The 26,164-nt window shown below is 60.5% G+C and carries 28 protein-coding genes; 9 read left to right on the plus strand and 19 right to left on the minus strand.

The window, feature by feature from the left end:
- Nucleotides 1–28: 28 nt before the first annotated feature.
- Nucleotides 29–1,270, minus strand: a complete 1,242-nt coding sequence (locus tag ABNP46_RS10600; RefSeq protein ID WP_349917574.1) for a GGDEF domain-containing protein — start codon at nt 1,268–1,270, stop codon at nt 29–31.
- Nucleotides 1,271–1,274: 4 nt separating this feature from the next.
- Nucleotides 1,275–2,435 (minus strand): EAL domain-containing protein, encoded by a 1,161-nt coding sequence (locus tag ABNP46_RS10605; protein ID WP_349917575.1) that lies wholly within the window; start codon nt 2,433–2,435, stop codon nt 1,275–1,277.
- A gap of 236 nt (nt 2,436–2,671) precedes the next feature.
- On the opposite strand from ABNP46_RS10605, the gene ABNP46_RS10610 reads away from it, so the two are divergent.
- Entirely contained in the window at nt 2,672–3,376 is a 705-nt protein-coding gene (locus tag ABNP46_RS10610; protein ID WP_349917576.1) for a Crp/Fnr family transcriptional regulator, read from the plus strand.
- Nucleotides 3,377–3,430: 54 nt separating this feature from the next.
- Here the strand turns inward: ABNP46_RS10610 and ABNP46_RS10615 are convergent, their stop codons facing one another.
- Nucleotides 3,431–4,021, minus strand: a complete 591-nt coding sequence (locus tag ABNP46_RS10615; protein ID WP_349917577.1) for a tetratricopeptide repeat protein — start codon at nt 4,019–4,021, stop codon at nt 3,431–3,433.
- A 174-nt stretch (nt 4,022–4,195) separates the two neighbouring features.
- On the opposite strand from ABNP46_RS10615, the gene ABNP46_RS10620 reads away from it, so the two are divergent.
- Nucleotides 4,196–5,251 carry a PA0069 family radical SAM protein gene (locus tag ABNP46_RS10620; protein ID WP_349917578.1) on the plus strand — a complete coding sequence of 352 codons (1,056 nt, stop codon included), beginning with the start codon at nt 4,196–4,198 and terminating at the stop codon, nt 5,249–5,251.
- A 22-nt stretch (nt 5,252–5,273) separates the two neighbouring features.
- Here ABNP46_RS10620 and ABNP46_RS10625 read toward each other — a convergent pair whose 3' ends face one another.
- Together ABNP46_RS10625 and ABNP46_RS10630 are read right to left on the minus strand one after the other, a co-directional pair.
- Nucleotides 5,274–5,453: a hypothetical protein gene (locus tag ABNP46_RS10625; protein ID WP_349917579.1), complete on the minus strand. Its 180-nt coding sequence runs from the start codon at nt 5,451–5,453 to the stop codon at nt 5,274–5,276.
- Between the two features lie 251 nt (nt 5,454–5,704).
- Nucleotides 5,705–7,105, minus strand: coding sequence for a DEAD/DEAH box helicase (locus ABNP46_RS10630; protein WP_349917580.1), 1,401 nt, complete (start codon nt 7,103–7,105; stop codon nt 5,705–5,707).
- A gap of 339 nt (nt 7,106–7,444) precedes the next feature.
- Between ABNP46_RS10630 and ABNP46_RS10635 the strand changes: the two genes are divergently transcribed.
- Nucleotides 7,445–8,230, plus strand: coding sequence for a substrate-binding periplasmic protein (locus ABNP46_RS10635; RefSeq protein ID WP_349922461.1), 786 nt, complete (start codon nt 7,445–7,447; stop codon nt 8,228–8,230).
- A gap of 94 nt (nt 8,231–8,324) precedes the next feature.
- Here ABNP46_RS10635 and aroC read toward each other — a convergent pair whose 3' ends face one another.
- Together aroC and prmB are read right to left on the minus strand one after the other, a co-directional pair.
- Nucleotides 8,325–9,413: a chorismate synthase gene (gene aroC / locus ABNP46_RS10640; RefSeq protein ID WP_349917582.1), complete on the minus strand. Its 1,089-nt coding sequence runs from the start codon at nt 9,411–9,413 to the stop codon at nt 8,325–8,327.
- A 12-nt stretch (nt 9,414–9,425) separates the two neighbouring features.
- Nucleotides 9,426–10,361 carry a 50S ribosomal protein L3 N(5)-glutamine methyltransferase gene (prmB, locus tag ABNP46_RS10645; protein ID WP_349917584.1) on the minus strand — a complete coding sequence of 312 codons (936 nt, stop codon included), beginning with the start codon at nt 10,359–10,361 and terminating at the stop codon, nt 9,426–9,428.
- Nucleotides 10,362–10,427: 66 nt separating this feature from the next.
- On the opposite strand from prmB, the gene smrB reads away from it, so the two are divergent.
- Complete coding sequence (gene smrB, locus ABNP46_RS10650) at nt 10,428–10,952, plus strand: endonuclease SmrB (RefSeq protein WP_349917585.1); 525 nt, start codon at nt 10,428–10,430, stop codon at nt 10,950–10,952.
- Nucleotides 10,953–10,984: 32 nt separating this feature from the next.
- Here the strand turns inward: smrB and ABNP46_RS10655 are convergent, their stop codons facing one another.
- The 8 genes from ABNP46_RS10655 to ABNP46_RS10690 all read right to left on the minus strand — a co-directional run bounded on the left by ABNP46_RS10655 (nt 10,985) and on the right by ABNP46_RS10690 (nt 16,683).
- Nucleotides 10,985–11,395, minus strand: a complete 411-nt coding sequence (locus ABNP46_RS10655) for an SRPBCC domain-containing protein (RefSeq protein ID WP_349917586.1) — start codon at nt 11,393–11,395, stop codon at nt 10,985–10,987.
- A 138-nt stretch (nt 11,396–11,533) separates the two neighbouring features.
- Complete coding sequence (locus tag ABNP46_RS10660; protein ID WP_349917587.1) at nt 11,534–11,719, minus strand: DUF4287 domain-containing protein; 186 nt, start codon at nt 11,717–11,719, stop codon at nt 11,534–11,536.
- A gap of 59 nt (nt 11,720–11,778) precedes the next feature.
- Nucleotides 11,779–12,177, minus strand: coding sequence for a GFA family protein (locus tag ABNP46_RS10665; RefSeq protein WP_349917589.1), 399 nt, complete (start codon nt 12,175–12,177; stop codon nt 11,779–11,781).
- 76 nt (nt 12,178–12,253) lie between these two features.
- Entirely contained in the window at nt 12,254–12,706 is a 453-nt protein-coding gene (locus ABNP46_RS10670; RefSeq protein WP_349917591.1) for a GNAT family N-acetyltransferase, read from the minus strand.
- 42 nt (nt 12,707–12,748) lie between these two features.
- Entirely contained in the window at nt 12,749–13,120 is a 372-nt protein-coding gene (locus ABNP46_RS10675) for a VOC family protein (RefSeq protein WP_349917593.1), read from the minus strand.
- Between the two features lie 89 nt (nt 13,121–13,209).
- Nucleotides 13,210–13,353, minus strand: coding sequence for a hypothetical protein (locus tag ABNP46_RS10680; RefSeq protein ID WP_349917594.1), 144 nt, complete (start codon nt 13,351–13,353; stop codon nt 13,210–13,212).
- A 362-nt stretch (nt 13,354–13,715) separates the two neighbouring features.
- The gene (locus ABNP46_RS10685; RefSeq protein WP_349917596.1) at nt 13,716–15,161 is read right to left on the minus strand and encodes a chitinase; all 1,446 of its coding nucleotides are present in this window, start codon (nt 15,159–15,161) and stop codon (nt 13,716–13,718) included.
- Between the two features lie 319 nt (nt 15,162–15,480).
- Entirely contained in the window at nt 15,481–16,683 is a 1,203-nt protein-coding gene (locus ABNP46_RS10690; protein WP_349917597.1) for a methyltransferase, read from the minus strand.
- Nucleotides 16,684–16,940: 257 nt separating this feature from the next.
- Between ABNP46_RS10690 and ABNP46_RS10695 the strand changes: the two genes are divergently transcribed.
- From ABNP46_RS10695 to ABNP46_RS10705, 3 genes are all read left to right on the plus strand, one after another.
- Nucleotides 16,941–17,519, plus strand: coding sequence for a PhnA domain-containing protein (locus tag ABNP46_RS10695; protein WP_349917598.1), 579 nt, complete (start codon nt 16,941–16,943; stop codon nt 17,517–17,519).
- 658 nt (nt 17,520–18,177) lie between these two features.
- On the plus strand, nt 18,178–18,813 hold the full coding sequence (locus ABNP46_RS10700; RefSeq protein WP_349917599.1) for a LysE family translocator: 636 nt from the start codon (nt 18,178–18,180) through the stop codon (nt 18,811–18,813).
- Between the two features lie 127 nt (nt 18,814–18,940).
- Nucleotides 18,941–19,144, plus strand: coding sequence for a hypothetical protein (locus ABNP46_RS10705; RefSeq protein ID WP_349917601.1), 204 nt, complete (start codon nt 18,941–18,943; stop codon nt 19,142–19,144).
- Nucleotides 19,145–19,168: 24 nt separating this feature from the next.
- Here the strand turns inward: ABNP46_RS10705 and ABNP46_RS10710 are convergent, their stop codons facing one another.
- The 4 genes from ABNP46_RS10710 to xapA form a co-directional block, all read right to left on the minus strand.
- Nucleotides 19,169–20,095 carry a DMT family transporter gene (locus tag ABNP46_RS10710; protein ID WP_349917602.1) on the minus strand — a complete coding sequence of 309 codons (927 nt, stop codon included), beginning with the start codon at nt 20,093–20,095 and terminating at the stop codon, nt 19,169–19,171.
- 53 nt (nt 20,096–20,148) lie between these two features.
- Nucleotides 20,149–20,943, minus strand: coding sequence for a deoxyribose-phosphate aldolase (gene deoC, locus ABNP46_RS10715; protein ID WP_349917603.1), 795 nt, complete (start codon nt 20,941–20,943; stop codon nt 20,149–20,151).
- Between the two features lie 73 nt (nt 20,944–21,016).
- Nucleotides 21,017–22,279: a NupC/NupG family nucleoside CNT transporter gene (locus ABNP46_RS10720; protein ID WP_349917605.1), complete on the minus strand. Its 1,263-nt coding sequence runs from the start codon at nt 22,277–22,279 to the stop codon at nt 21,017–21,019.
- Between the two features lie 19 nt (nt 22,280–22,298).
- Nucleotides 22,299–23,126, minus strand: a complete 828-nt coding sequence (xapA, locus tag ABNP46_RS10725) for a xanthosine phosphorylase (RefSeq protein ID WP_349917606.1) — start codon at nt 23,124–23,126, stop codon at nt 22,299–22,301.
- A 332-nt stretch (nt 23,127–23,458) separates the two neighbouring features.
- Between xapA and ABNP46_RS10730 the strand changes: the two genes are divergently transcribed.
- Both ABNP46_RS10730 and cueO read left to right on the plus strand, forming a co-directional pair.
- Nucleotides 23,459–24,394 (plus strand): LysR family transcriptional regulator, encoded by a 936-nt coding sequence (locus tag ABNP46_RS10730; RefSeq protein ID WP_349917608.1) that lies wholly within the window; start codon nt 23,459–23,461, stop codon nt 24,392–24,394.
- A 97-nt stretch (nt 24,395–24,491) separates the two neighbouring features.
- On the plus strand, nt 24,492–26,117 hold the full coding sequence (cueO, locus tag ABNP46_RS10735) for a multicopper oxidase CueO (RefSeq protein WP_349917611.1): 1,626 nt from the start codon (nt 24,492–24,494) through the stop codon (nt 26,115–26,117).
- Nucleotides 26,118–26,164: the final 47 nt, after the last annotated feature.

The raw sequence follows: 26,164 nt of genomic DNA on the forward strand, positions 1-26,164 counted from the left end.
AGGCGTTCGCGCCCATGGCAGACATGATTCACCCTAGCGAGATGAGAAAGCCATTGCGGCCCCGCGCTTTCACCTGATAGAGGGCCTTGTCCGCTCGCTCGCAGCTTGCCGCCGGAGGCTCATCGAGGCGGCATTCGGCAATCCCGATACTCAACGTAACATGCTCAGACACGGTCGATGATCGGTGGGGAATGGCCTGTTCTCGCATCCAGCGGCCAATCCTGGCTGCAACGATCTCAGCTTCAACGCAAGACGCCCCGTCGAGGTAGACGCAGAACTCTTCCCCCCCATAACGCGCCACCAGATCCATGTCATCCCGCGTACACTCCAACAGACCCTGACTGATGAGTTGCAAACAGGTGTCCCCCTCGGCATGACCATAGCTGTCGTTGTACTTTTTGAAGTGATCCACATCGATCATCATGAGACACCCTGGCCTCTCCCCCGCCCGCTTTCTGGATAACCGTTTCTCAAGCCGGGTGAAAAACATCCGCCGGTTGCTGATCGCCAGCAAGGGATCGAGATTGAGTCGCCCCACGACCTTCTTGGTCAGCAGAAAATGTTGATACTCGAGCCTCACAATGACGGTGAGGACGTAATACGCCAAGGCCACAACGCCGATGACGAACAGCATCAAGAATGCGAGGTTGATGACAAACAACCCGATATCCAGCTCAACCACAGGGCGCATATTGGCTACCAGCAGCGCGGCCAACATTGCGACGCTATAAAAAGGCAACGTGACCATGGCACAGATAAACGATAATGGCAGCACCACACTCAATACGGGCAGCAATGAATATCCCATCGGGGCGACAGACACCATGTTGTGATGCAGGTGCAGCACCCACATCCAGGCCAGGCCGACAACATAGACGAGTGATGTGAATAGTTTTTGGTGAGGTATGATGATGCAGGTCAAATGGCCTTCCCGGGACGTCACTCCACCCGGTCTGAATAAAAAGACCACATATGCAACCGAGGCCAACAAAAAAGAGAATATATCGACCTTGCTTTGCTCAAATGGTATCCATGCTGCGGGATTTAATATCAGCATGTCATTGGCATGTAAATAAGACAACCTTGCCCCTGCCAAGGCGAGAAAGAACAGATTGGCGATGATAAAAGAGAGCATGCAGAACTTGCTCAATTTAGCCAGCCGGGTACCCAAAAAGTCATTGTATTGCAGTTCAGCGTCTTCGGTAGTCAGGACCGATGATACAAATGTCTCATCACCCGTGGCGATGGCATCGATAATTTTCTCTCTCATCAGGCTAACTCCAGCAATTGTAGAAATGGCGTGATGATATGGCGGGTGAAAAATAAAACCCTTGCATGCAGTGACAGCCCAGTGCTTTGAGTGCATGGATCTGATCGATGTTTTCAACCCCCTCCGCGACTGTCTGCAGCCCCAGGCTTTGGGCTATCGAGATGGAGGTTTTCACCGCTGCATAGTGGCGAGGATCGTCCAGCATTCGACTGATAAAGGCGCGATCAATCTTCAACTCGGTCACCGGATTGCGGATCAGGTTGAATAGGGATGCATGCCCCTTCCCGAAGTCGTCGAGCGAGAGCGCTATGCCATGCAGGCGCAGGCGGGCAGCGCCTGCCAGCGTGCGGGAAGCATATTGATGGCGCTCATCCTCAGTGATCTCGATGCACAGGCAAGATGAAGGCAATCGGTACTTTGCCAGCAACGAGACGACCCGTTCCGGATAATGTTCATCGGCGATCTGATCCGCCGAGACATTGACCGACACCCGGATCTCATGGTTGGCATCACACCATTTTTTCGCAAATTGCAGTGAGGCATCCAGGATGACCTCGCTCAGCCGATTCAACAAATCATGGCGACGTATTGCATCCATGAACTGCGCCGGAGCCAGCAGGCCGAGATCGGCATGTTCCCAGCGGGCAAGGGCCTCAGCCCCCATCAATCGTCCATTGTGAATGGTTATCTGGGGCTGAAAATAGGGTTGAATGTGCCCGCAGGATAACGCCTCGAGCAGTTGCACTCTCGTCGGTTCAAACGCCAACACCGGCTTGTCCACATTCATCCCTTGCATCATCAGCAGGCTCTGCAGCGTGCAAACCAGCACTCCATCATCCGCCATGTGGCCGGATAACAACCGGACATCCACCTGATTCAATCGCAGCATGTCGATTATCGACGGCAAAATGTCATGGTGAGTCTCTGACAATAAAATAACGCCAGTCCATTTCTTTACCTCAGAGAATGCATGAAGGAATTTCACGACATGGCTGTCCCTGGTGTTAAAGTCACACATGACGATATCAGGCCAGCCCATATCAGCCATGGACATATATGCCGCCAGGCAGTCATCGAAACAATTAATATCATCGGTGAATGTAGAACAATAATGTACGAGACTGTCTTGTTGCTGACTAATAATGAATGTTTTTTTGGGTTGCATCGCTACTCCAGAATGGTCTGACATCAGAACGTTCCATCTGGCAAAACAATGAACACTCCATGTTTCTTTATTAAATGCTCCGGCATAAGGATTAGGTTTATTTTATTGTTTTACATGATGGCACTTTCATATATTAACAATCCATAAAGGGAAGCTCTGTTCTTTGAAGAACATTGGCGATAATATCCCGGATGAATAACGCTGTCGGTTATCTCGATAGAACAAGGAAAGCGTGGATGAGTACGAAACAACGTGACTGGCGTGGGGAGTTGGCGACCGACATTCGATGGCCCTGCCCCTTGCCCCCTCAGCTTCGCGATGACTTCATCGATATGGCTGAGCCGCTGGACCTCAAGAGATTGAATGATGGATTACCCGGTATCGTGTATATCCGCTCCGGCTGTCTCACCGGCTATACCTTCAGTGAAAACATGGATGCCTCCCTTGGCATGCTCCATGGTCATGGCTGCTGGTTTGGTATCCAGTCAATCCATGCGATCTCCACCCCGGGTATCTACGAGGCCATCACCCCCACCGAACTGGTGCTATTCCCCAAGAAAAAGGTGGAGTCATGGCTGAACCGCCATCCCGAGGGATACCAGCTCCTATTCTTCATCGCCCAGCACATAGGGCGGATCCTGGTGCAGACTGGCAGCAATACACTGCTGTCGTTGAGCTCCAGGATCATTTATGTGCTGCTGGAACTGGCCAACAAGGCGGCCCCGCCCAATGACGTCGAAAGCCGCATCAAGATCACCCAGCAAACTCTCAGCCACATCGTGGGCATCAGCCGCCCCAGACTGAACGAAATTTTGCATGTCCTGTCAGAGCAGGGGGCCATCAGGACGGAAAGGGGCACCATCGTCATCCGGGATCCCGCCGGATTGAAAACGCGGCTGCACAGCTTCTCGTTTCAGTACCACGACCCACTAACGGCATGAATACTCCCTGCTCTTGCCGCATCCAGGTAAGAAGGTGATGTCGAGGAGTTTGACTCAGGAGGTGCCGAGCAAGGGTTGCCAGTTGAAGTCAAATTCGCTGCGCCCCTCCTCGGCCAGGGCCAGCTCCTGCAATACCTTGAGTGCCAGCTTGTTGCCTCTCTGGGAGGCCTGATAGAGCCACTGCTTGGCCTCTCCCATCTCCACCCGGCCATTGACCCCCATCAGGTGCAGAACCCCTACTTTCAGCATGGCGGGCACGTCCCCGTTGCGGGCAGCCCGCTCCATCCACTGAAACGCGAGGTGCAGATCCCGCGGCACCCCGACCCCGCGCAGGTAAAGCTCCCCAAGCCGGTATTGGCCAAAGGCATCCCCCGCCTCGGCGGACTGGCGATAGAGTGCAAGGGCGCGATCCAGATCCTGCTCGCTCCCCTGCCCCACCTCGAAGCTCCAGCCCATCAGGGCCTGGGCCCTGGGCTGGCCCTGCTCCGCCAGCGGCTGCCAGATCCGGGTCGCTTCCTCGAGATGGCCCACTCGCCAGGCACGGTTCGCCGCCGCCATCTCCTGCTCGGTGGAGAGCGGGATCAGGCGCCAGATGACCAGGCCGATGACACCGATAAAGAGCCAGCGTGAGGCAGTGGGTTTCATGATGATTTCCGTGATCCAGTTCGCATTTCGTCTATGTAAACGAAATGTAGCGACAGATCAAGCAGGAGATTTATTTGCGATGCAGTTTTAGATAGCGCCCGATCAGCGTGGCTTGCACTCTCGCCCCATTGCCGCCACAATAACTGTATATATAAACAGTATTGGTATGACGAGATGGCGGGACGCGGCAGCAGCCACAATGTCGATCACAGATTCAGCGGCCCTCGGGTAGACGCCGTCGACGATGGCTGGCAGACCCAGGAGTGGGAGCCGGCGTTTGGCACCCAGGCCATCCAGACCCAGGTGCAGGAGATCGAGGCCAAGAGCATCATCAGCCACAACCTCTCACCGGATGTGCCTTTCGGGCGCTCCATCAACCCCTATCAGGGCTGTGAGCACGGCTGCATCTACTGTTACGCGAGACCCAGCCACGCCTATCTGGAACTCTCGCCGGGCCTCGACTTTGAGACCAAGTTGTTTGCCAAGCTCAATGCCGCCGCCCTGCTGCGCCGGGAATTTGCCAAGCCGAGCTATCAGCCTCAGACCATAGTGCTCGGCGCCAACACCGATCCCTACCAACCCATCGAGCAACACTATCGCCTCACCCGCGCGCTACTGGAGGTGATGCTGGCCCACCGCCATCCGGTGGGGATCATTACCAAGAGCGCCATGATATTGCGGGATCTCGATCTGCTGGGGGAACTGGCGAAGGAGGGACTCTGCCAGGTGATGGTATCGGTCACCACCCTCAACGACACCCTGAGGAGACAGCTGGAGCCCAGGGCCAGTAGCGGTGCCGGGCGTCTGAAGGTGATCGAGAAGCTGGCCGGGGCCGGCGTACCGGTCGGGGTGCTGGCCGCCCCCATGATCCCCCGCCTCAACGAACCCGAGCTCGAACAGATCATCAAGTCCGCCGTGGCCGCGGGGGCTGGCTGCGCCGACTACATACTGCTGCGCCTGCCCCACGAGCTCACCACCCTGTTCAGTGACTGGCTGGATGAGTACTATCCCGGGCAGAAAGAGGCCATCCTGAATCAGTTGCGGGCAAGCCGGGGCGGCTCCCTCAACAGCCCCGCCTTCGGCACCCGCATGCGCGGTGAGGGGCAATTTGCAGACCTGCTGTCCCAGCGTTTCAAGCTTGTCAGCAGGCGCCTCGCCCTTGGAAAGCGCCACATTCCACTCAATACGGAGCGTTTTATCCGCCCCAACGAGCAGTTGCGGCTATTTTAACGTTGCCTTTACGCTGTGACGGCTAGCCCCGCGGCCTTGGCGGATAGGGACGTGTCGCCCTGCCCTCGGCAATCAGCTCCACCGGCAGGCGGGATGGCTCATGGGCCACCTCGGCGTCGTACTCATATTCGGTTGTCTGCCCCAGCGCAGACCCACCCCACATCCGGCTCCACCAGATCTCCCACATTACCCAGCTGGTCATAAGATGCTCCTTTGACGAGGCGTTGGCCCATGGTGACCGGCGGATTTTGGCCGCCTGTCGATAGGGGCAGCCTGCCCCGGCCAGATGACACCGGGATGACCGAACGGTGAAACATTGATGAGAGAACCACTGCGAGGCGGGGCGCCTGGCGCCCGGTCAGACAATGAAAAAGCCCTGCCAGATCTGGCAGGGCTTTGCATCAGCGCACGTTGACAACCTTATCGAGGGGAGAAAGCATCCCCACCCGGTTCTTACTGGTTGTGGCTGGCGCGACGAGGGCGACGGGCCTGAGCCGGTTTGGCGGCACCGTCAGCCGGGCGCTGGCCGCCCTGGGGCTTGGGCTTGCCACCGTTACCGGAGCGGGCACCGCCGCCGTTGCCACCATTGCCGGAACGGCCGGCACCCTGGCGCTGGCCTTGACCCTGCGGGCGCGGCGCACGGCGCTGCTCACTCGGATCGCGGGGCTCTTTGCGAAGAGGCGCACCGATGCCACGGGCGATGTTGTCCAGGGTCTCGCGGGACGCTTCAAAACCCGCCACCTGCTCGCAGGGGATGTTCTGCTTGGTCAGGCGCTCGATGGCCTTGATGAGTTTGCCCTCATCGGCCGCCACCAGAGAGATGGCGTGACCGGCGGCGCCAGCACGACCGGTACGGCCGATGCGGTGCACATAGTCTTCCGCCACGTTCGGCAGCTCGAAGTTGACCACTTGTGGCAACTTGTCGATGTCAAGACCACGAGCGGCGATGTCGGTCGCCACCAGCACCTTGACGCTGCCATCCTTGAAACCGGCAAGGGCGCGGGTACGGGCACCCTGGCTCTTGTTGCCATGGATGGCGGCGGCGCTGACGCCGTTCTTGTCCAAGGTCTCGGCTACCCGGTTGGCCATGTGTTTGGTGCGGGTGAACACCAGCACCTGCTGCCAGTTGTTGCTGGTGACCAGGTGGCTCAGCAGTGCAATCTTGTTGGCCTTGTCGCAGGGGTGTACCAGCTGCTCGATACGCTCGGCGGTGCTGTTGCGCGGGGTCACTTCGATCACCGCCGGGTTGTCCAAGAGGCCGGTAGCCAGCTCGCGGATCTCGTCGGCGAAGGTGGCGGAGAACAGCAGGTTCTGACGCTTCTTCGGCAGCAGGGCCAGGATGCGGCGGATGTCGCGGATAAAGCCCATGTCGAGCATGCGATCCGCTTCGTCCAGCACCAGGATCTCGACTTCGTCGAACTTCACGGCGTTCTGGTTGTAAAGATCCATCAGGCGACCCGGGCAGGCCACCAGTACGTCCAGACCACGGCGGGTCGCCATCATCTGCGGGTTGATGCTCACGCCGCCAAAGACGACATGGCTGCGAATTGGCAGGTGCTTGCCGTAGTTGCGCACGCTCTCGCCCACCTGGGCGGCCAGCTCGCGGGTCGGTGTCAGCACCAGGGCACGGATGCGGTTCGGGGAAACCTTGCGCTTGCTCTCGGTCAAACGCTGCAGCATGGGCAGGGTGAAGCCCGCTGTCTTGCCGGTCCCGGTCTGGGCGGCGGCCATCAGGTCACGACCGGCCAATACGGCGGGGATCGCTTGCTGCTGGATGGGAGAAGGAGTGTCATAGCCTTGCTCGGCAACGGCACGCAACAAGGGTTCGGCCAGACCGAGGGAAGTAAAACTCATAATTACCTGCTAGGGATAGTGGCGCCGGGAAGTTGTGGTGGGGCTCCTCTGCTGAGCCGATGCCATCTCACAGGGTCCGGGCCTATGAAGAAAACACGATTTCCCCGGGGAGCAGAGCAAAGGGGAAAGAATAGAGGCGCAGTTTAACGGAGTTGTCACAGTTACACGAGAAAAATGTGACCCCCCTCCCAGCACGACTGGAAAAAGCCCGTGGCCACGGGCAGAATGACGACGCAGTTACCTGTGTGAGCCAGGTCTGACACCTGCCTCGCTGACAAGGGTCTCGACATCCAACGGAACAGGAGGTTCTGGTTGACTGGCATCAATACAAGGCGCGCCATGCCACGGGCACTGGTGTCGACGCTGATCTGGCTAGGCCTGAGTTTGCCTCTTTCCGCCCAGGAGACGCTGTCGGTGGCCTGGAGCCACTGGCCCCCCTTCAGCCAGCGCGAGGCCGATGGACATCTCGATGGCGTGGACATTCGGCTGACCCGCCAGATCCTGCAGGAGGCGGGCCTCTCTCCCGAGTTTCGGGACATCCCCTGGGCGCGGGCCTTGCACCTGATCGAACGCCAGCAACTGGACATGGCTATGGGGGCGATGGATACCCCGGAGCGGCGCCAGTTTGCCCACTTTTCCGTCCCTTATCGGCATGCCAGCTTCGTGCTGCTGAGCCATCAGGGAACGCAGGAAGCCCCCGATCGCTGGCAGGGAATTGCCCGTTTCGCCGATCTCTGCCAGCAGACGAGACTGCGCCTTGGCAAGCTGCGTGGCACCCGCCCTACCCCGCTGACCGAGGCGTGCCCCTCACTCAAACTGGCGCGGGAATACAATTCGGATGACAAACTCCTCGAGCTGCTGCTGGCCCGGCGCCTCGATGGGGTCATCATGGAGTGGCAGCACGCCCAGCACCGGTTGACCCAGCTGGGGGTACAGGAGCAGATCCAGTGCCAGTTGCTGCTGCATCGGCAACCGGTCAGCCTGATCATCGCCAAAGGGGCCCTCAGCACGGCAGCCCTGGCCCGCATCGATATGGCCATCAACACGCAGCGCCATCTTGTCCCCACCCTGAGCGCCCCTCGTTGCCGCTTCGACAATACCCGTTTCCCCGACTCGGATGTCTGATCCTTTGCAAGATATGATGCAACAACAAGAAGGCGGCCCTGGGGCCGCCTTCTTTCTTTCACTGCAACGATCAGCCGGTACGCCGGCGGGACGCTCAACGCAGCTGGGGGGTCTGGGTCAGCACGCCCTGATTCTGGGCACGGTGGCGCAGCAGGTGATCCATCAACACCAGGGCCAGCATGGCCTCGGCGATGGGCACGGCGCGGATGCCGACACAAGGATCGTGGCGACCCTTGGTGATCATCTCGGTGGCCTCACCGCTGGTGGTGATGGTCTTGCCCGGTACCGTGATACTGGAGGTGGGCTTGAGCGCCATGCTCACTACTATCTCCTGACCAGAAGAGATCCCCCCCAGGATGCCGCCCGCATGGTTGCTGGCAAAGCCGGTCGGGGTCATCTCGTCGCGATGCTCCGAGCCCTTTTGCTCCACCACCGCGAAGCCGTCACCGATCTCCACCCCCTTCACCGCGTTGATCCCCATCATGGCGTGGGCGATATCCGCATCCAGCCTGTCAAACACCGGCTCGCCGAGGCCGACCGGCACATTGCGGGCAATGACCTGCACCTTGGCACCGATGCTGTTGCCCTCTTTCTTGAGCGCCCGCATGTACTCGTCGAGGGCCTCCAGCTTGCCCGCATCCGGGAAGAAGAAGGGGTTCTGCTCAATCTGGGATGCATCGAACGCCTCGGCCTTGATGGGGCCGAGCTGGGAGAGGAACCCCACGATCTCGATGCCGTGCATCTGCTTGAGGTACTTCTTGGCGATGGCCCCTGCCGCCACCCGCATGGCGGTTTCCCGCGCAGAGGAGCGACCACCGCCACGATAGTCGCGCTGGCCGAACTTCTGGTGATAGGTGTAATCGGCGTGGCCCGGGCGGAACAAGTCCTTGATGTCGGAGTAATCCTTGGAGCGCTGATCCTGGTTCTCGATCAAGAGGCCGATGGAGGTACCGGTGGTCTTGCCCTCGAACACCCCTGCCAGGATCTTCACCTCGTCATCCTCGCGGCGCTGGGTGGTATAGCGGGAGGTGCCGGGCTTGCGGCGGTCCAGATCGACTTGCAGATCCGCTTCGCTTATCTCCAGCCCCGGCGGGCAGCCGTCGACCACGGCGCCAAGGGCGAGACCATGGCTCTCGCCGAAGGTGGTGACCCGAAAGAGTTGGCCAAAACTGTTCCCTGCCATGCGTGCTCCTGCTTAGCTCTTGTAAATCGCGAAATGAGACTGGTATTGCTCGAGTTCTGCACGAGTCATCACGAAGACACCGTGGCCGCCATTCTCGAACTCGACCCAGGTGAAGGGCACCTCGGGGAACTGCTCTTCCAGGTGGATCATGCTGTTGCCCACCTCGACCACCAGCACACCGTCCTCTTTGAGGAAGTCGGCAGCGTTGGCCAGCAGACGCTTGGTCAGCTTGAGGCCATCGGAGCCGGAGGCCAATGCCAGTTCCGGCTCGTGGCGGAACTCGTCCGGCAGATCCGACATGTCCTCGGAATCCACGTAGGGCGGGTTGGAGACGATGAGATCGTACTTGTCACCGGCCGGCAGGTCGCGGAACAGGTCGGAGCGGATGGGGATCACCTGCTGCTCGAGGCCGTGATCGTTGATGTTGCGCTCGGCGACGTTCAGGGCATCGACGCTGATGTCGATGGCATCCACTTCCGCATGGGGGAATTCATGGGCCATGATGATGGCGATGCAGCCGGAGCCGGTGCAAAGATCCATGATCCGGGTCGGCTCCTCTTTGAGGAAGGGCGCGAAGCGGTTCACCACCAGCTCGGCGATGGGAGAGCGCGGAATGAGCACCCGCTCGTCCACATAGAACTCCCAACCGGCGTACCAGGCCTTGTTGGTCAGGTAGGCGGCGGGCACGCGCTCCTGCACCCGGCGGATGATGAGCTCGGCGATGCGGTGGCGCTCGCTGGTGGTCAGGCGGGAGTGGCGCATGCCGGGATCCACGTCCGGCGGCAGATGTAACGCGGGCAGCACCAGTTGCACGGCCTCATCCCAGGCGTTGTCGGTTCCATGTCCGTAGAAGATCCCGGCGTCGTTGAAACGACTCATGGCCCAGCGCAACATGTCCTGGATGGTGTGCATCTCGGCAACCACCTCGTCGATAAATATCTTGTCCAAATCCACCTCCAAGTCGAGTAATATCCGGCCCGAGCATTCTTATATAGCGAGCAAGACGAGTACCTGATGAAAAAAACGCCCTCACCCACAGACGAGGAAAGCCTGCTGTTTCGCGATGCGGTCAAAGGTACCCGGAAAATAAAGCAAGATACCATAAGGGCCGACTTGCGCCCGGTCAAGCAGAAACGCGAACTGCGTGAGAGCCGCGAAAAGCTTGGGGTTGACCACTTTTTCAGCGATGAATACCAGCCCCATCTGGAGGAGGATGGCCCGACCCGTTTCGTGCGTGAAGATGTGTCGGCCTTCGAACTGAAAAAGCTCAAACGGGGCAGCTATCCGCCGGAAATTTACCTCGATCTGCACGGCATGAACCAGCACCAGGCGAAACAGGAGTTGGCCGCCCTGCTGACCCTGTGTCAAAAAGAGAACATCCACGTCGCCTCGGTGATGCACGGCATCGGCAAACACATCCTCAAGCAGCGCATTCCGAGCTGGCTGGCCCAGCACCCCAATGTGCGCGCCTTTCACCAGGCCCCCCGCGAGTGGGGGGGCGACAGCGCCATCCTGGTGCTGCTGGACGTGGAAGAGTAAGCATACCGAACGGCAAACAGAAAAAGCGCGCCTCAGGGCGCGCTTTCCATATACCGCTTGAAGTTGTTGAGGATGCTCTGCCAGCCGGCTCGTTGCATCCCTTCGCTATGCTCGGATTCGGCGTCGAACACCTCCTCCACCCGGGTTCCCCCCGCCCCCTCCCTGAACCGCACCTGGACCTCACGACCATCGTCCATGACGTAATCCAGCAGCCCGGGCGGATCCACGGCGGTGAAGGTCCCCTCGAAGTCGAAGCCGATGCTGCCATCCCGGGCCGCCATATGGTGGCAGAAACGCCCACCGACGCGCAGATCCACCCGGCTGCTGTCGGTGTGCCAATCCTCGGAGGCGGCGTTCCACGCCATGATGCTGGCGGGGGTGTTCCAGCACTGCCACACGGTGGCAAGGGGGCGCTTCACCCAGACGCTGACGCTTATCTTCATCCTGCTGCTCCTCTCATTGCCTCGCCTTAGAGGCTAGCGCCCCTCCAACCCGCTTGCCGCTGCTATGACATTCACTCGCAGGCACCAGTGAGGGGGCGCTGCCCTCGACGCTTCTTTTCGAGTGGCAAGCAAAATGCGCTACCCCTGCGCCAGGAAGTAAGCCACCATGCCGTGCTCCTCTTTCAACCAGGCCACCAGTGCCATGTGTTTTCGCTCTTCCCGGCTTGCCAGCAGCCCCAGCCAATGCGCGATGGGCTGGCCATATTTCTGCTCGATGGAGGGAAAATAAGAGGCGGGTCCCTTCACCTTGGGTTGTTCATCCATGACAGTCTCCTTGGCCGCGGCTCCCGTGCTTGTGACACGGCCTGAGCCGATGGGTTGCTTTAAGGCTTGGGGGCAAACTGCTCGAACACCTGATGACCGGTCAGGGTCGGGGTGTCGTTCTCGAGCGCATAAAAGTCCGGCTTCTCGTCGATGAAGATCTGGCTCGCCAGTTCGAACGCCTCCCCTTGGAACAGGCCAGCGGAGAGGATGTATTCATCCGTCGGCAGCAGGTGGTAGAAGAGATGGGTACCGCAGGTCGGGCAGAAGCCGCGCTCCGCCCACTCGGAGGAGCGGTAGGCCACCGGAGTGAGTCCCCTGAAGCTGACCTGGGTACCGCCATGCACCGCGAACATGGGCCCACCGGACCAGCGCCGACACATGGCGCAGTGACACAGGTTGATTTCCTTGTGATCGCCGCTCGAGACGACGATCCCGCCACACAGACAATGACCTTCCATAACGCCTCCTGAAAATAGAGACCGATGCCTCGGCCTGCTCCCTCTCACTTGAGCGGGTTCCGCCCGTTCCGCTTCGTCAGACGACTTCCGGCAAGGGCTTCGTGAAGCGGACCTGCCCATCGTCCTGAATGCCGTCATCCCGCCAGCCGAGATGACGATAAAACCCATTCGCCCTGACGGCCCTGTCGGCGTCCGTCAGCAGCCATACCTCGCGGCAACCCTGTGCCGCCAGCCAGTGCTCGGCCGCCTGCATCAGCTGGCGTCCCAGCCCCTTGCCCTCATGACTCTGACGCACAAACAGGGCAAACAGAGTCGCCTCACCGGCATCCGCCATGGCAAAAGCCACCACCCTGCCCTCATCGCAGGCAACCCAGCCGCATCCGCTACCGCACAGCATGGCGGGCAGGCTCTGTGGGGTGATCCCAAGCTCTGCCAGCTCGGCGAGGGACAGATGGTTCTCGCGTACCTGGGTGCGCACCTCGAACATCCCGGCGACATCCGCCGGGGTGGCAATACGTATCGTCATCATATGGGTTCCGGCCCCTTGGCCTTGTCGATTGATAGTGAAGGCTCAGCCCGCCGTCATCTCCTGCAGGGCGATGCGATTGCCCTCGGAGTCCCGACACTCCGCCACCCGGATAGTCTCGCTCACCCGAGTGACAGGGTAGAGCACCAGAGCCCCCGCCGCGAGGGCGCGGCCCATGGCCAGTTCGATATCCGCCACCCTCAGATAGATGCGGGTGCCATCGAGGCTCGGCACATAGCTCTCCCCCATGGCCAGAGCTCCCGAGCAACCGGGAGCCGCGTTGTCCAGAGGGAACAGGGCCATGTCGTTGCCATCGATATTGACTCGCTCGAGTCCGAGTCCAAACACCCGTTCGTAGAAACGGATGGCCCGCGCGAGATCCCGTACCGGGATCTCGAAATGGATGGCGATATTCATGACCGACTCCTCCTGTTGATGGCCGCCAGCTGACGCTGCCATGGCCGCTTTTTATCTGTGCAATGAGCGGATGTGCCCCAAGACGCGACCTACGGTGCCGATCCGGGGGCCCCTTGCCACACTCTCAGGGCACTGGTTTTCAGCGACACACTGGTCATCAGCAGCAAGATGGGCACCGCCTTGATGCCAAACGCCAGGCTCAACAGGTCATCGCTTTCCCGTAACGCAACCATAAGAAAGCCGCTCATCAGCAACCCATTAACAAGCGGACTGCGGCGCACCTAATACATCTCAAGCCGGGTATCACAGTGCTTGCAATTGAATTTAAGTTTGGGGCTGATCAGCGTCGCCTTGAATGGAAATAGTCGCTGCTGGCAAACCGGGCAGAGTCGCACTGAAGAGAAGATCATATTGGACTCGAAATGAAAAGGAGCCGCTATCAATAAAGCAGCCATGATTTCAAATCAACTCCCCATATGATGGCGGTACCCGCACCAACGATATCTTGGCGCCTCCCTCATGAATAAAAGTGCCGGGAATAGACCCGGCATTTTTATTGTTGATCAGGCTTTGCACATGAGAACCTTATTATTGATCAGGCAGCCGGTGCCCAGGGTCCCCCCTTGGTGGGATCGTCGCCTTGCGTCCACCACTTGGCCTGATAAATGACGCCTTGATGGCTCACCTTGTTGCCGGCGGTATATACCTTGCTGGCCACCCAGGCTGGAATATCGCCAACGGGCGGATGGGAAGGAACGACCGGGGCGGGATCCAGCTTGGCGACAATTCTGACCTTGGGCCAACTGGCATGAGAGCCATAGGCATTGGTCACACACTTCTCATAATCCCCCGGCACCAGTGCCGAATAAGCGGTCTGAAAGCCCACCAGATCGCACTCGAAGGAATAACCACCGGGTCTGTCGGCGTAATATTTCCAGTTGCCATCCCAGTTGGTATAAAGCACGTCGGTGGCACCGTTCAAATTCAGACTGCCGTAAGGGGTCTGCTGCCAGCAGGTATTTTTTTCATCCGCCAGCAGGGGGATCCCGTAATGGGCTGCCAGCCCTTCCCAATAACGAATGCGGTTGACCGGTTGCCCCTTGTCTTTATTCTGCTCGCCACATTCGATACCACCATTGATGACGTTGATGGTGGTGCCAAAGCCATAGCCAATTCCGGCGGCAATCTCGCGCTGGGAGGGAACCCAGGTACGATCAATCACATGCAGCATGGCGGGCTTGGGGGCCTGCGGGGTCAGGAAGAACCAGATGGCCGAGGCCAGGTTCAGCCAGGAGTCGGCAACCCGGCCGGGATCGTTGAGCAGTACGCTGGCATCCCCGTCGAACATCGCCTCGGAGAAGGCGCCGTAGTTGAAGTGATAGGAGAGCTGCTTGGCCCCGCGGCCAAAATAGCCCTGGCCGTTGGCACAAGGCCATTTCTTGTTTTGCCAGTCATTCTGGCCACAACCCGTGGTGTAGCCAGTCTGCCCTTCCGACCACCCCATCTCCCGCACATGTACCAGCGCCTGCTGCCACTCTTCCAGGCCGAGGGGATTATCCGAGCTGTTATTCTTGGCGATGTGACCACCGGTCTCCTGGGCGAAATGGGCAAAGGCGGTCACGATGGATTTCTTGCAGATGGCATCCGCATTGCGACCATCGGTATATTCACCACAGAAGGCGGGGAATTTACCGACGGCGCGCAAGAAACGCTCATAGGTATATTCGGGGGCGGCCATCTGGGTGAGAAAGTCCCAATCCGATTCCGTAAATACCCGCTCGACCCGTTTCACGTTTTCCGGATTGCTGGCAAGGCGAGGCACTATGGCATCCACGATGACATTGGGGCGCGTGGCCAAGGCCTTTGACCAGACGCCATACATGGGATTGGCCGTCTTGGATTTTTCAACGGCCGTTATATCGGCAGCGGCAATCACATAGCCACCGCTATTTTGTGGATCGGGCTGAATATTCATGGCGGCCTGCGCCGAGGAGGCGCACAGCGCCGTCACCAGCCAGGCGAAGAACTTGGGTTGGAACATGATGGCAATCCTTGTCGTGAAATAATGGACAGGCCGAGCATAGGCGTTTGAATTACTAAATTCACGACGAGAATTAAGAATCTGATGATTCTGTGAGCTATTTCACTTTGTGATAACGAGCCCCCTGGATTATTGCCTGCGGCGATATTCCAGCATCGATAAGAGGGATATATACATTTAACGACGGTGCGCTGGCAAAAATAGGTTGCCCGGTCCCATGAGCCAGGCCTGCTTTCCCCTCAATATCCGCTGATACGGCCAAGATTGATGCCAGTGACCTGCTATGGCTTGTTCTGCCGGGCCGCAATAGGGCTGGCGATCAGGGGAGTACCGCCCGGATAAGAATGTTGCGCGGTGTCACCGGTTTGTCGCAAAACACCCCCACCTCCACCCGATAGCCCTGCTCTTGCAGGAAGAGGGCGCGATCGAGCATGAGCCAGATCTCCAGCGGGCGGCGAAACAGGTGGCGTACCAGCTCCATGCGGGCGATATCCCCGTAGCGCTGCTCTCCCTTTGCCAGGAAGGCGGCATAGTCGAGCCCGGCAGGCAGCGCCAGTCCCTTGCGCTCGGCGGCCCAGCCACAGAATGCCTCGAAACCGTCGGCGAGCAGACTCTTTTGCATATTGGGTACCGGCATATAGGCATCCACCCCGCGCACCGCCCGCTGCAGGCAATCAAACGCCAGGCGCCACACCACCTCCTGCTCGCGCAGACGGGCGATGCGGGCACCGCCGGTCACCGTCTCCTGCAGCGGCAACTTGAGATCGCTCTTGCCAAGGTGCAAACGGCTGGCCTTCGCCGCCTCGGACAGGGGCCGATAGTGATCGCCGCGAATAAGGTGATAGCAGCAGGGAGAAAGCGTCACTCCCCTCGCCCCCCGCTCGGCGACCAGCTCCAGCAGATGGGTATGCAATTCGCCACAGGCGTGCAGGGCCATGGCATGATGCTCCGCGCCGATGAGGGCTCCCGACTCGGGGGCGAAGGCGTCGGCCTTCACAAACTGCATCCTGGCGCCGTCCCGGGCCGCCAGCGCGCGGCCCTCCTCGCACAGCTGACCCTGCAGCTCCAGGCTGGTCACCTCCGCCCCCCGATGCAGGGAGACCAGGCGTCCAAGGTGTCCCTTGCCGGCACACCACTCCAAGTAGGGCCCCTGATGGGCTGGCAGAGTACCGACGAAGGCCTCAATCTGGGCCTGCTTGCGTCCCGGCATATACATCGCCATCCCCTTGCCGCAGGTGATGGGCTCGGGGATGAAGGGAGCAAGATCACTCAGGGCATGCAGCTCGGCCCCTTGCGGGATCCAGGGGGCGAGCAGGTCGCACAGCGCCCCCATGTCGGCGTCGAGCGCCATGACCTCATCCAGACTGAGTGCATTGAGGCAATCGGCCAGGGCTGGCGCCTCCTCGGCGAAGGCGAGGCTCAGGTGGTGGTAGGGCTGGTATTGCCACCAGCGCCGGGTCTGCGTCAGCAAGCCGTCCAGTTGTTGAAAGCGATGAGCGAGCACGGCAAGCTTGTCCTGCAATAAAAAGGAGGCTCATTCTAGCGATCTGCCGCCAAAATGCATCCCTTGCCCACCTCGATACACGGCCACCGTCCAGCCTGTATCGGCCACTCCGGCAAAGACGCGACGCCGCTCACCAAGGTCCCTTGTCTGGTAGCCACGCAACCCCAATGACCCGGGTAGCCTGACAAACAACGTGGATTTGTGCTATATTCCGCCCCCTTGTTAGCACGGCACGCTCTGGCGGGCCGTTTTCCCCCTATAAACGGAATCGAAACATGACCATCAATGCCATCCTGCAAGCGCGCGCGGGCGCCAAGTGTGAACTCTGTGGAGCAGAACACGTCCTGACTGCCTTCCCGGTGCCCCACTCCCCCGCCAGCGACGACGATCATAGCGTGGCGCTCTGTGCCACCTGTCATGGTCAGCTGGAGCAGCCGGACACCACAGTGGTCAACCACTGGCGTTGCCTGGGTGACAGCATGTGGAGCCAGGTCCCTGCGGTGCAGGTGATGGCATGGCGTCAGCTCAAGGCGCTGGCTGCTCGTGGCGAGATCTGGGCGCAGGACATGCTGGACATGATGTACATGGAAGAAGAGACCAAGGCCTGGGCCGAAGCGGGCATGGCTGCCGATGATGACGACAGCGTGCCGACCGTTGACTCCAACGGCGCCGTGCTGGTGGAAGGAGACTCGGTCACCCTGATCAAGGATCTGGAGGTCAAGGGCGGCGGTTTCACCGCCAAGCGCGGCACCCTGGTCAAAGGGATCCGCCTGACCAACAACCCCCTTCACATCGAAGGCAAGGTCAATGGCGTGCAGATCGTGCTGGTCGCCGCCTACCTCAAGAAGGCCTGATCCCCTCCTTGACGGCATTGCCATCAAAGCGCCCAATGGGCGCTTTTTTATTGCCAAGCTATTGATGCAAAGTCTGTTTTCTTCGCCTTCCTGGGCCAGGCTTTTCCCATCAAAAGCATCATCACTTGACTCTTGATGCGGATTTTTTGCTTGCTTTGTGGACAAATAACACTAGGTTGTAGAGACGCTGGTGACAGGGGAAAACAGGCAGAATGAGTCTGTTTCTCCCTCGGCCGGACGCCAGAGCCACAACTCGGGACAAGGCGCATCGGGCCACAACACCATTCACCCAACCATCAGTGCGATGTCGATGGAAAGACCCCCAAGGGCAACGCGCCGCCCTTCAAACAAGGAGAAATACCATGGCCAAAGCGTCCAAAAAAGAGATCAAGAAGCAGATCAAATCCCGCGAAGCGAAGATCGCCAAGCAGGAGAGCAAGATCAAGAAGCTCAAAAAAGCCCTGAAATAGAACTTGGCAGCAATAAAAACCGCCTGATGGCGGTTTTTTTATATCTATGGCTACCAGATATCTCATGAACAGCAGGCTGTGCTATCCCGACATGGCGGCTGCAAGTTGTCCGAAAAGGAACCGACAAGCCGCTGGACGGGGCGTCAAATTCGCTGGCATCATGCTGCTTTGGCATCAAGGAAGTGCTCATGGATCCGCACACATGGATGTTGTTCCTGCTGGCCTATCTGCTGGCGACGCTGACCCCGGGCCCCAACGTGCTGCTGGTGGTGAAAAACGGCCTTCAGCACGGCTGGCGTGCCGCCATCATCAGTATTCTCGGCAATCTTTGCTGCCAGGCCATGCTCATTACCCTGGTCGCCATGGGGGTGGGTGCCCTGCTGCAAACCCTGCCCCCCCTCTTCATCGCCCTCAAGCTGGCAGGGGGTGGCTATCTGGTCTATCTCGGATTCAAGGCGCTGCGGGCGGCCAGGGAAAACGCTCCGGGTATGAACCCCTCAACCGGCCAGCAGCGCACCAGGACGACCCTCTCTTTCTTGCGGGAGGCCTTTTTAGTCTCGGCCAGCAACCCCAAGACCATCATCTTCCTCTGTGCCCTGCTGCCCCAGTTTCTCGATCACCAGAGCCCGCTTCCCCTGCAGTTCATCACCATGTATCTCACCATCTGCATCATCGTCAGCCTGGTGCACCTCTGCTATGTCGCCCTGGCAAGGCGCGCCGGTCGCTACTTCCATCCCGGGCGCAGCCAGCGTCTGTTTGGTCGCATCACTGGCGGGCTCTTTATCACCTTGGGCGGCGCCATCCTGCTGAGTGGGCGACCTTGAACTCCCAGCCCCTCCCCCTTTGATGAACTATCTGCGCCATCGGTGCCGCTCGGGCGCCGCGGATCCCGGCGCTGACGGCTAAAGTTGTGAATACGTGTCTGTATATGTGCCTGTCGTGGAGCACCATATGTTTTCTTACACCCTCAGTTTTCGCGAAGAAGCCGACAAACTGACGGCCCCCGAGCACGAAATCGCCCTGCAAAGCCCCGCCCAGGCCGGGGATTTCATCATCCTCTCCGACGGCAGTCGCCATCAGGTGATGCTGGTCACCCACCGCGCCCACTACAGCAGCCTCTATCTCGACAAGGGAGTGAGGATACCCCAGAGCTGACAAGGCCCGCCGGCAACGGCGATGTCAGCCCGTGCCGGTCTGAGTTCGGACGCTGCCGCGGGCTGGCGCCCACACCATCACCCCCATGGCGACCAGAACCCCGGCTATTCCCCCACCCACCTGTTGCCAGGGAATGGCACTGCCCAGCCACCGATCGCAGAGCAGCACCAGCACCGGAATGAGGAAGGTGTAGGCCGATACCTGCTCCGGCCGCAGCGCCACGCTACCTTGCTGGAACAGGAAAAAACTCAGGGCCGTGGCGAAGAGCGCCAGATAACCCATGCCCAGCCAGAGCGGCAGGGTGACGGCCTGCCAGTCTGCGGCCAGCAAGCGAGGGGCCGTCACCAGCGTGAGCAGGACACTGGCGCAGATCAGGGTCCAGCAGGTGAGGTGAACGAAGGATTCCCCCCGATAGCAGCACTTGACCACAATGGGGTTGAGGGCCATGGCCACGCAGCCGAGCAGATAGAGGCGGTTGCTGGCGGTCAGCTTCAGCGATGCCAGCTGGCCGAGATCGCCCCGAAAGATGATGAGGGCCGCGGCGACCATGCCTCCCATCAGGGCCAGCCCCGTCCACAGGCCGATGGGTCTTCTCATGATCACCATGCCGGCCAGCGCGCTAATCAACGGCACTGTGGTATAGAGTGCACTGGCATCCAGGGCGCTGGTCTCCTGCAAGGCTATGAACATGGCGACGAAGTAACAAAGCGCCGGCAAGCAGATCAGGGTATAGCGCCCCAGATCCCGCCATGAGGGCAGTACCAGCTTGCGCTGACCCGTCAGCAACACCACGAAGCAGAGCGCTGCCAACAGGTAGCGTACCCAGGTGACCACCAGGGGATCCAGCGCCGCCGTCAGGGCGCTGCCGATGGGGAAAGAGAGGCTGATGAGCAGGGTGAACAGCAGCACCTTGCCGTGGGCCAGGGCGAGAGGGAAACGATGATGGAACATGGAATGGATCTCTGATGAAGGCGCCCCGGGAGGCGCCATGGGATTGCCGGGACTCAATAGGTGGATGCGGACGCCACCCCCTCTTCCTCTTCATTCAACACCGCCAGCAACTGCGTGAGCAGGCTGGAGGCGCCGAAGCGAAAATGGGCCGCATCCGGCCAGCGCTCGCCAAGCAGCTCCTGCGCCATGCCCAGATAATCGGCGGCCTCTTGTGCACTGCGCACCCCGCCCGCAGCCTTGAAACCGACCCGCTGCCGGGCTCCCGAGTCGGCGATGGCCGCCAGCATGGTGCGAGCGGCTTCCGAGGTGGCATTAACCGGCACTTTGCCGGTGGAGGTCTTGATAAAATCGGCGCCCTCCTCGATAGCGAGCAGAGAGGCGGCGCGAATGAGTGCGGGCGTCTTCAACTCGCCGGACTCGATGATCGCCTTGAGCACCCTATCACCGCAGAGTGCTTTGCAGCGGCTTACCAGTGCTCGGGCGGGCGCCTCGTCCCCGGCCATCAGGGCGCGCCAGGGGATCACCAGATCAACTTCGTCGGCGCCGTCAGCGAGTGCTGCGCGAGTCTCGGCCAGCACGGCGTCCGGATCCTGATCCCCACCGGGGAAGTTCACCACGGTCGCAACCTTGATCGCAGGGGTGTGCTGGGTAGCGAGGGCCTGGCGTGCCAGGGCGACAAAACGGGGATAGACACAGACCGCAGCCGTATGGCCATGCGGGGTCGCCGCCTGTTGGCAGAGCGCCAGGATACGGGCATCGGTGTCGTCGTCGTTGAGGCTGGTGAGATCCATCAGGCTGATGGCCAGGCGGGCGGCCTGTTTGATATCCAGAGGATTGGCTGGGGACATAAGAAGCTCCGACATGGTTGGGATCAGGGTCATAAAAAGGGGCGCCGCAGCGCCCCGCACAGAGAAGTGAGCGTCAGAGCGCCAGGGAGAAGAAGATCCCGGCGATGGCAGCACTCATCAAATTGGAACAGGTGGCCGCCAGCACGGTGCGCAGGCCGTGGCGGGCGATGAAATCGGTCCGTGAGGGGCAGAGGGTACCGAGGCCACCGATCAGGATCCCCATGGAGGCCAGGTTCGCAAAACCGCACAACGCGAAGCTGATGATTACCTTGGATTTTTCCTCCAGCACCTGCAGACCGGCCGCGCTCACGGTGCTCGCGTCTTTCAGGTAGGGAGCGAGATCGCTGTAGGCGACGAATTCATTCACCACCAGCTTCTTGCCGATCATGGCACCGGCAACACCGATATCCGCGAGCGGCACCCCCAGCAGGAAGGCAAGCGGCGAGAAGATCCAGCCCAGGATGAGCTCAAGGGAGAGGGACATGCCCATCATGTCCCCTATCCCGCCGAGCAAAGTATTGACCAGGGTCACCAGCCCTATCATGGCGATCAACATGGCACCGATGGCGGCGGCCAGCTTGAGGCCACTGCTGGCCCCCTCCCCGGCGGCAGCCAGCACGTTTTCCGGTTTCTTGCCATCGAACTGGATGCTGTTGTCGAACACATAGTCCGGCTGGCTGGTTTCGGGGATGATCAGCTTGGCAAACAGTATGCCCCCTGGCGCTGCCATGAAGGAGGCCGCCAGCAGGTATTGCATGTCCACCCCCATCATGGCGTAGCCCGCGAGCACGGTGCCGGAGACCGACGCCATGCCGCCACACATGACGGCGAAGAACTCGGAGTCGCTCATCTTCGGCATGTAGGGCTTGACCACCAGGGGGGCCTCGCTCTGGCCGACGAAGACGTTGGCCACCGCCGACATGGACTCGGTCTGGGAGGTGCCGAGCAGCCTGGCCATGCCACCACCGATGACGCGGATCACCGCCTGCATGATGCCGAGGTAGTAGAGCACGGCGATCAGCGCCGAGAAGAAGACCACCAGCGGCAACACGTTGAGGGCGAACACGAAACCGATGCCGTCCACCGAGAAGTTGACCAGGTTGCCAAACAGGAAGTGGATACCCGCCTTGCCGCTCGCCAGCACGGCATCCACCCCGTGGGCCATCCCCTCCAGTGCCCGCCGTCCCAGCGGCACGTAGAGCACCAGCGCGCCAATAGCCACTTGCAAGGCCAGCGCCAGCCCGACGGTGCGCAGGCGAATGGCCCTGCGATTGGTCGAGGCGAGCACGGCGATGAGCACGAGGGCCGCCATGCCGAGAAATCCTGCTGCAAACATATGACCTCCTGGTCAGCCGTTACTGGAAGTGGCGCTGCACGAAGGCGTTGATGAGGCGGATGAAGTCCGCTTCCGCCAACTTGGCACACTTGAGGGTCTGCTCGTGGGAGAGCTGCACGTCACCCAGCCCCTCGGCCATGTTGGTGATGGCGCAGACGGCCAGCACCGGCAGACCGCAATGGGCGGCGCTGATCACCTCGGGCACCACCGACATGCCCACCACGTCACCGCCGATGATCTGCATCATGCGGATCTCGGCGGCGGTCTCGAAGCAGGGGCCGCTGTAGGAGACAAAAACCCCCTGATTGACGGCGATCCCCTCTGCGTCGGCAATCGCCTGCGCCTCTTGCCGCAATGTCTTGTCATAGGCGTTGGCCAGGCTGAAGAAGCGCGGGCCGTAGGCCTCGTCGTTGGCCCCCGTCATGGGCGTCCCCGGCATGGTGTTGATGTGATCGTTGAAGATGACCAGGGAGCCGACCCCGATCCGCTCGGGGCGCAATGAGCCCGCCGCATTGGTCACCAGCAGCAGCTCGCAGCCCAGGCGCTTGAAGGTGCGCACCGGGGTAGTCATCACCTTCATGGTTTCGTGCTCATAGTAGTGACCACGCCCCTTCATGCAGATGACGTCGACGCCATGCAGTTTGCCGAGCACCAGCTCGCCGCTGTGACCGGCCACGGTACTGACCGGGAAGCCGTCCAGCTCTTCGTAGGGGATGCTGACTCTCTCTTCCAGCGCATCGGCCAACACCCCGAGACCCGATCCCAGGATCATGGCGGCCCGGGGGGAGAAGCCCGGCTTGCGGGACAAAATGGTGGCGACGGCATTCAGAACGGGATCTTGTTGCATGGGATGAACCTCGTGAGTGATGACTGATGGGCTCACTCTAGGGAAGACACATAGCTAAAAAAATCATTAAAATCGGTTCTTTTATCCTGATTTTCGGCACAATAAACCCATCAGCATGGCGAGCCGGGAGGGAAAACCGGCAAAAATGACGCCAATTGACGCCATTTTGTTGCCATGAAGAGAGCATGAGGGGTAAGTGGGCCCCACGAGCGGAGGTCAAAGTGTGAACCGGATCTCCTGCGCCCCCCGCAGGCAGAGGCCTGCCCGTGGCGGCGAATGCCCAATGTTTGACGGGGATCTCACCCCGCCTCATCAATCCATCGGAGGTTATTTTGTCCCTGGACAGTCACTGGCGCGAGCGCGTCACACTCAAGATGCTGCGCTACTTCCACGAAGTGGCGCGCTGTGGTCACTTCAGTCGGGCCGCCGAGCAACTGAACGTCTCCAAGTCACCGCTGAGCGCCCAGATCAAGGAGCTGGAAACCGTGCTCGGGCTGACCCTGTTCGAGCGCCACACCCGCCAGGTCAGCCTCACCCCCACGGGGCGACGGTTGATGGAGGAGTGCGCCCTGCTGTTCGATGTACTGGAAAGCGGCCTCAACAAGGTGGTGCAGGCGGGACGGATGGAGCACAACCAGATCCGCATCGGGCTGGTCAGCTCCATCTTCTGGGCCGGTTTTGGCGAGGTGATCAGGCAGTGCCATCGGTTGCATCCCGAGTACGAGATCACCTTTACCGAGCTGTCGCCGGAGAAACAGAAGCTGGCGCTGGCCAACAAGGAGATAGACCTGGGCCTTGCCCGCTTTGCCGACACCTTCAACATCCACCCCTTGCAGGCCGAGAGCGTCTATCCCGAGTCCATGATGCTGGCAGTATCGGATGAACACCCGCTGCGGGATCGCAAGCGGGTCTCCCTCACCGAGCTGACGGGCGAGCGCTTCGTACTGATGAGCCGGGCCAACTCGGCCTCCACCGATCTCATCATCAACGCCTGCCTGATGGAGGGCTTCTATCCCCAGCTCAATCAGGAGGTGGTTGAACCCAATACCCTGATGGCCGTGGTCGCCACCAGTCAGCAGGTAGCCCTGGCGCCTGCCAGCTATGCTCACCAAAAATGGCCACACGTGCGTTTCGTGCGCCTAGAGCAGCCGATCCCGGCCGATGTCTGCGTACTCTATGCCCCCGAGGAGGCCGGGAAGCCCATCGCGCCTGTGCTTCGCGACTTCATCGACACCATGAGCCAGCAGATGAACCCTGACCCTCGATGAACGAACAGGGTGCCCGGGTACCTGTGGTCGGCTTGACCTTCCATCAGGGGGAAGAGCCAAGGTGACCTTGATCATGAATTCCCAGGAGATGAATGCGATGAACAGACGTGACTTTTTGATCCGAAGCGCCCTGCTCGGCCTCGCCGGTGCACTGCCCCTCTCCTACACCCGTTTTCTCTCCGCCGCCGAAGCCCCCAGCCTGCCCATCCCGCCCCTGCTCTCCCCGGATGCCCAGGGCAATATCGCCCTGACCGCCAAGGCGGGTGTCACCGCCTGGCGCGGCAAGGAGGCGGTGACCTGGGGATACAACGGTGCCCTGCTCGGCCCGACCCTGAAACTGCGCACCGGCCAGGCCGTCCAGCTCCATACCCTGAACCAGCTGCCGGAAACCACCACAGTGCATCTGCACGGCCTGGAGATCCCGGGCGATGCCGACGGCGGCCCCCAGGCCATGATAGGACCGGGAGAGACCCTCACCAGCCGCTTCACCCTGACCCAACCCGCCGCCACTTGCTGGTACCACCCCCATGCCCACGGCAAGACCGGACGTCAGGTGGCCATGGGGCTCGCCGGCCTCATTCTCATCGATGACGAGGAGAGCGCCCGCTGGCCGCTCCCCGCCCGCTGGGGCATCAACGATCTGCCCGTGGTCATTCAGGACAAGCGGCTCGACGGCAAGGGACAGATCGATTATCGGCTCGATGAGATGAGCGCCGCCGTGGGCTGGTTCGGGGACTTGCCCCTGGTCAACGGCGCCCTGGCCCCCCAGCATCAGGCACCCCGCGGCTGGGTGCGGCTGCGGATCCTCAATGGCTGCAACGCCCGCTCCCTGCGCCTGGCCCTCGGTGACAACCAACCCTTCTATGTGATCGCCTCGGACGGCGGCTTCCTGTCCGAGCCCGTCAAACTCACCGAACTGGAGGTGCTGATGGGGGAGCGCTTCGAAGTGCTGGTAGAACTCCAGGACAAGCGCGTCGAGTTGCTCGCCCTACCCGTCAGCCAGATGGGTATGGCCTTGCCCCCCTTCGATCAGCCGCTGCCGCTGCTCACCCTGACTCCCGCCTCCCAGGGCATCACATCGAGCCTGCCGGATCAGCTGAGAAGCCTCCCACCCCTGCCCACCGAGGATGGGAGCTGGACTCGTCGTCACTTCCAACTCTCCATGGATCCGGCGCTCGACAGGATCGGCATGCAACGACTGATGGAGCAATATGGACCGGCGGCCATGAGCGGCATGAGCATGGCCGAGCACGGTGCCCCGGCCGACAAGCCCATGCCAGCCATGAAAGGAATGAAGGACATGAAAGGCATGGATCACGGCGCCATGGCGGGGATGTCCCAGGGTGCGGACGCAGGCATGACGCCGCTGGGAGAGCGCCTCTTCAGTGCAAATCGCATCAACAATCAGGCCTTCGAGATGGGCGTGCCGGCCTTTGAGGCCAAGCGGGGCAAACTGGAACACTGGACCCTCTCCGGCAAGGGGGACATGATGCTGCACCCCTTCCATATCCATGGCGCCCGTTTTCGCATCCTGAAAGAGAACGGCCTCACGCCCCTGCCCCATCGCAGCGGCTGGAAGGACATGGTCAGGATCGAGGGGGGTGAGAGCGAGGTGCTCATTCAGTTCGATCACCCGGCCCCCAAAGAGCGCGCCTACATGGCCCACTGCCACCTGCTGGAGCACGAGGATACCGGCATGATGCTCTCCTTCACGGTGAGCTAGGGAAATCGGGAAAAACAGGCAGGGGCGAAGGCCCCTGCTGTCATGAA

The sequence above is a fragment of the Aeromonas veronii genome, from assembly GCF_040215105.1.
Lineage (GTDB): Bacteria > Pseudomonadota > Gammaproteobacteria > Enterobacterales > Aeromonadaceae > Aeromonas > Aeromonas veronii_G.

Bases quoted from the DNA above. Each gene is read 5' to 3' on its own strand.
- ABNP46_RS10685 (WP_349917596.1), bottom strand. From the start codon at position 15,161: ATGTTCCAACCCAAGTTCTTCGCCTGGCTGGTGACGGCGCTGTGCGCC.
- ABNP46_RS10710 (WP_349917602.1), bottom strand. From the start codon at position 20,095: ATGTTCCATCATCGTTTCCCTCTCGCCCTGGCCCACGGCAAGGTGCTG.
- xapA (WP_349917606.1), bottom strand. From the start codon at position 23,126: ATGCAACAAGATCCCGTTCTGAATGCCGTCGCCACCATTTTGTCCCGC.
- ABNP46_RS10700 (WP_349917599.1), top strand. From the start codon at position 18,178: ATGGATCCGCACACATGGATGTTGTTCCTGCTGGCCTATCTGCTGGCG.
- ABNP46_RS10660 (WP_349917587.1), bottom strand. From the start codon at position 11,719: ATGGATGAACAACCCAAGGTGAAGGGACCCGCCTCTTATTTTCCCTCC.
- ABNP46_RS10615 (WP_349917577.1), bottom strand. From the start codon at position 4,021: ATGAAACCCACTGCCTCACGCTGGCTCTTTATCGGTGTCATCGGCCTG.
- ABNP46_RS10665 (WP_349917589.1), bottom strand. From the start codon at position 12,177: ATGGAAGGTCATTGTCTGTGTGGCGGGATCGTCGTCTCGAGCGGCGAT.
- ABNP46_RS10635 (WP_349922461.1), top strand. From the start codon at position 7,445: ATGCCACGGGCACTGGTGTCGACGCTGATCTGGCTAGGCCTGAGTTTG.
- ABNP46_RS10705 (WP_349917601.1), top strand. From the start codon at position 18,941: ATGTTTTCTTACACCCTCAGTTTTCGCGAAGAAGCCGACAAACTGACG.
- cueO (WP_349917611.1), top strand. From the start codon at position 24,492: ATGAACAGACGTGACTTTTTGATCCGAAGCGCCCTGCTCGGCCTCGCC.
- ABNP46_RS10625 (WP_349917579.1), bottom strand. From the start codon at position 5,453: ATGACCAGCTGGGTAATGTGGGAGATCTGGTGGAGCCGGATGTGGGGT.
- ABNP46_RS10670 (WP_349917591.1), bottom strand. From the start codon at position 12,706: ATGATGACGATACGTATTGCCACCCCGGCGGATGTCGCCGGGATGTTC.
- ABNP46_RS10680 (WP_349917594.1), bottom strand. From the start codon at position 13,353: ATGGTTGCGTTACGGGAAAGCGATGACCTGTTGAGCCTGGCGTTTGGC.
- ABNP46_RS10610 (WP_349917576.1), top strand. From the start codon at position 2,672: ATGAGTACGAAACAACGTGACTGGCGTGGGGAGTTGGCGACCGACATT.
- deoC (WP_349917603.1), bottom strand. From the start codon at position 20,943: ATGTCCCCAGCCAATCCTCTGGATATCAAACAGGCCGCCCGCCTGGCC.
- ABNP46_RS10695 (WP_349917598.1), top strand. From the start codon at position 16,941: ATGACCATCAATGCCATCCTGCAAGCGCGCGCGGGCGCCAAGTGTGAA.
- aroC (WP_349917582.1), bottom strand. From the start codon at position 9,413: ATGGCAGGGAACAGTTTTGGCCAACTCTTTCGGGTCACCACCTTCGGC.
- ABNP46_RS10655 (WP_349917586.1), bottom strand. From the start codon at position 11,395: ATGAAGATAAGCGTCAGCGTCTGGGTGAAGCGCCCCCTTGCCACCGTG.
- ABNP46_RS10620 (WP_349917578.1), top strand. From the start codon at position 4,196: ATGGCGGGACGCGGCAGCAGCCACAATGTCGATCACAGATTCAGCGGC.
- ABNP46_RS10600 (WP_349917574.1), bottom strand. From the start codon at position 1,270: ATGAGAGAGAAAATTATCGATGCCATCGCCACGGGTGATGAGACATTT.
- ABNP46_RS10630 (WP_349917580.1), bottom strand. From the start codon at position 7,105: ATGAGTTTTACTTCCCTCGGTCTGGCCGAACCCTTGTTGCGTGCCGTT.
- ABNP46_RS10675 (WP_349917593.1), bottom strand. From the start codon at position 13,120: ATGAATATCGCCATCCATTTCGAGATCCCGGTACGGGATCTCGCGCGG.
- smrB (WP_349917585.1), top strand. From the start codon at position 10,428: ATGAAAAAAACGCCCTCACCCACAGACGAGGAAAGCCTGCTGTTTCGC.
- ABNP46_RS10720 (WP_349917605.1), bottom strand. From the start codon at position 22,279: ATGTTTGCAGCAGGATTTCTCGGCATGGCGGCCCTCGTGCTCATCGCC.
- ABNP46_RS10605 (WP_349917575.1), bottom strand. From the start codon at position 2,435: ATGCAACCCAAAAAAACATTCATTATTAGTCAGCAACAAGACAGTCTC.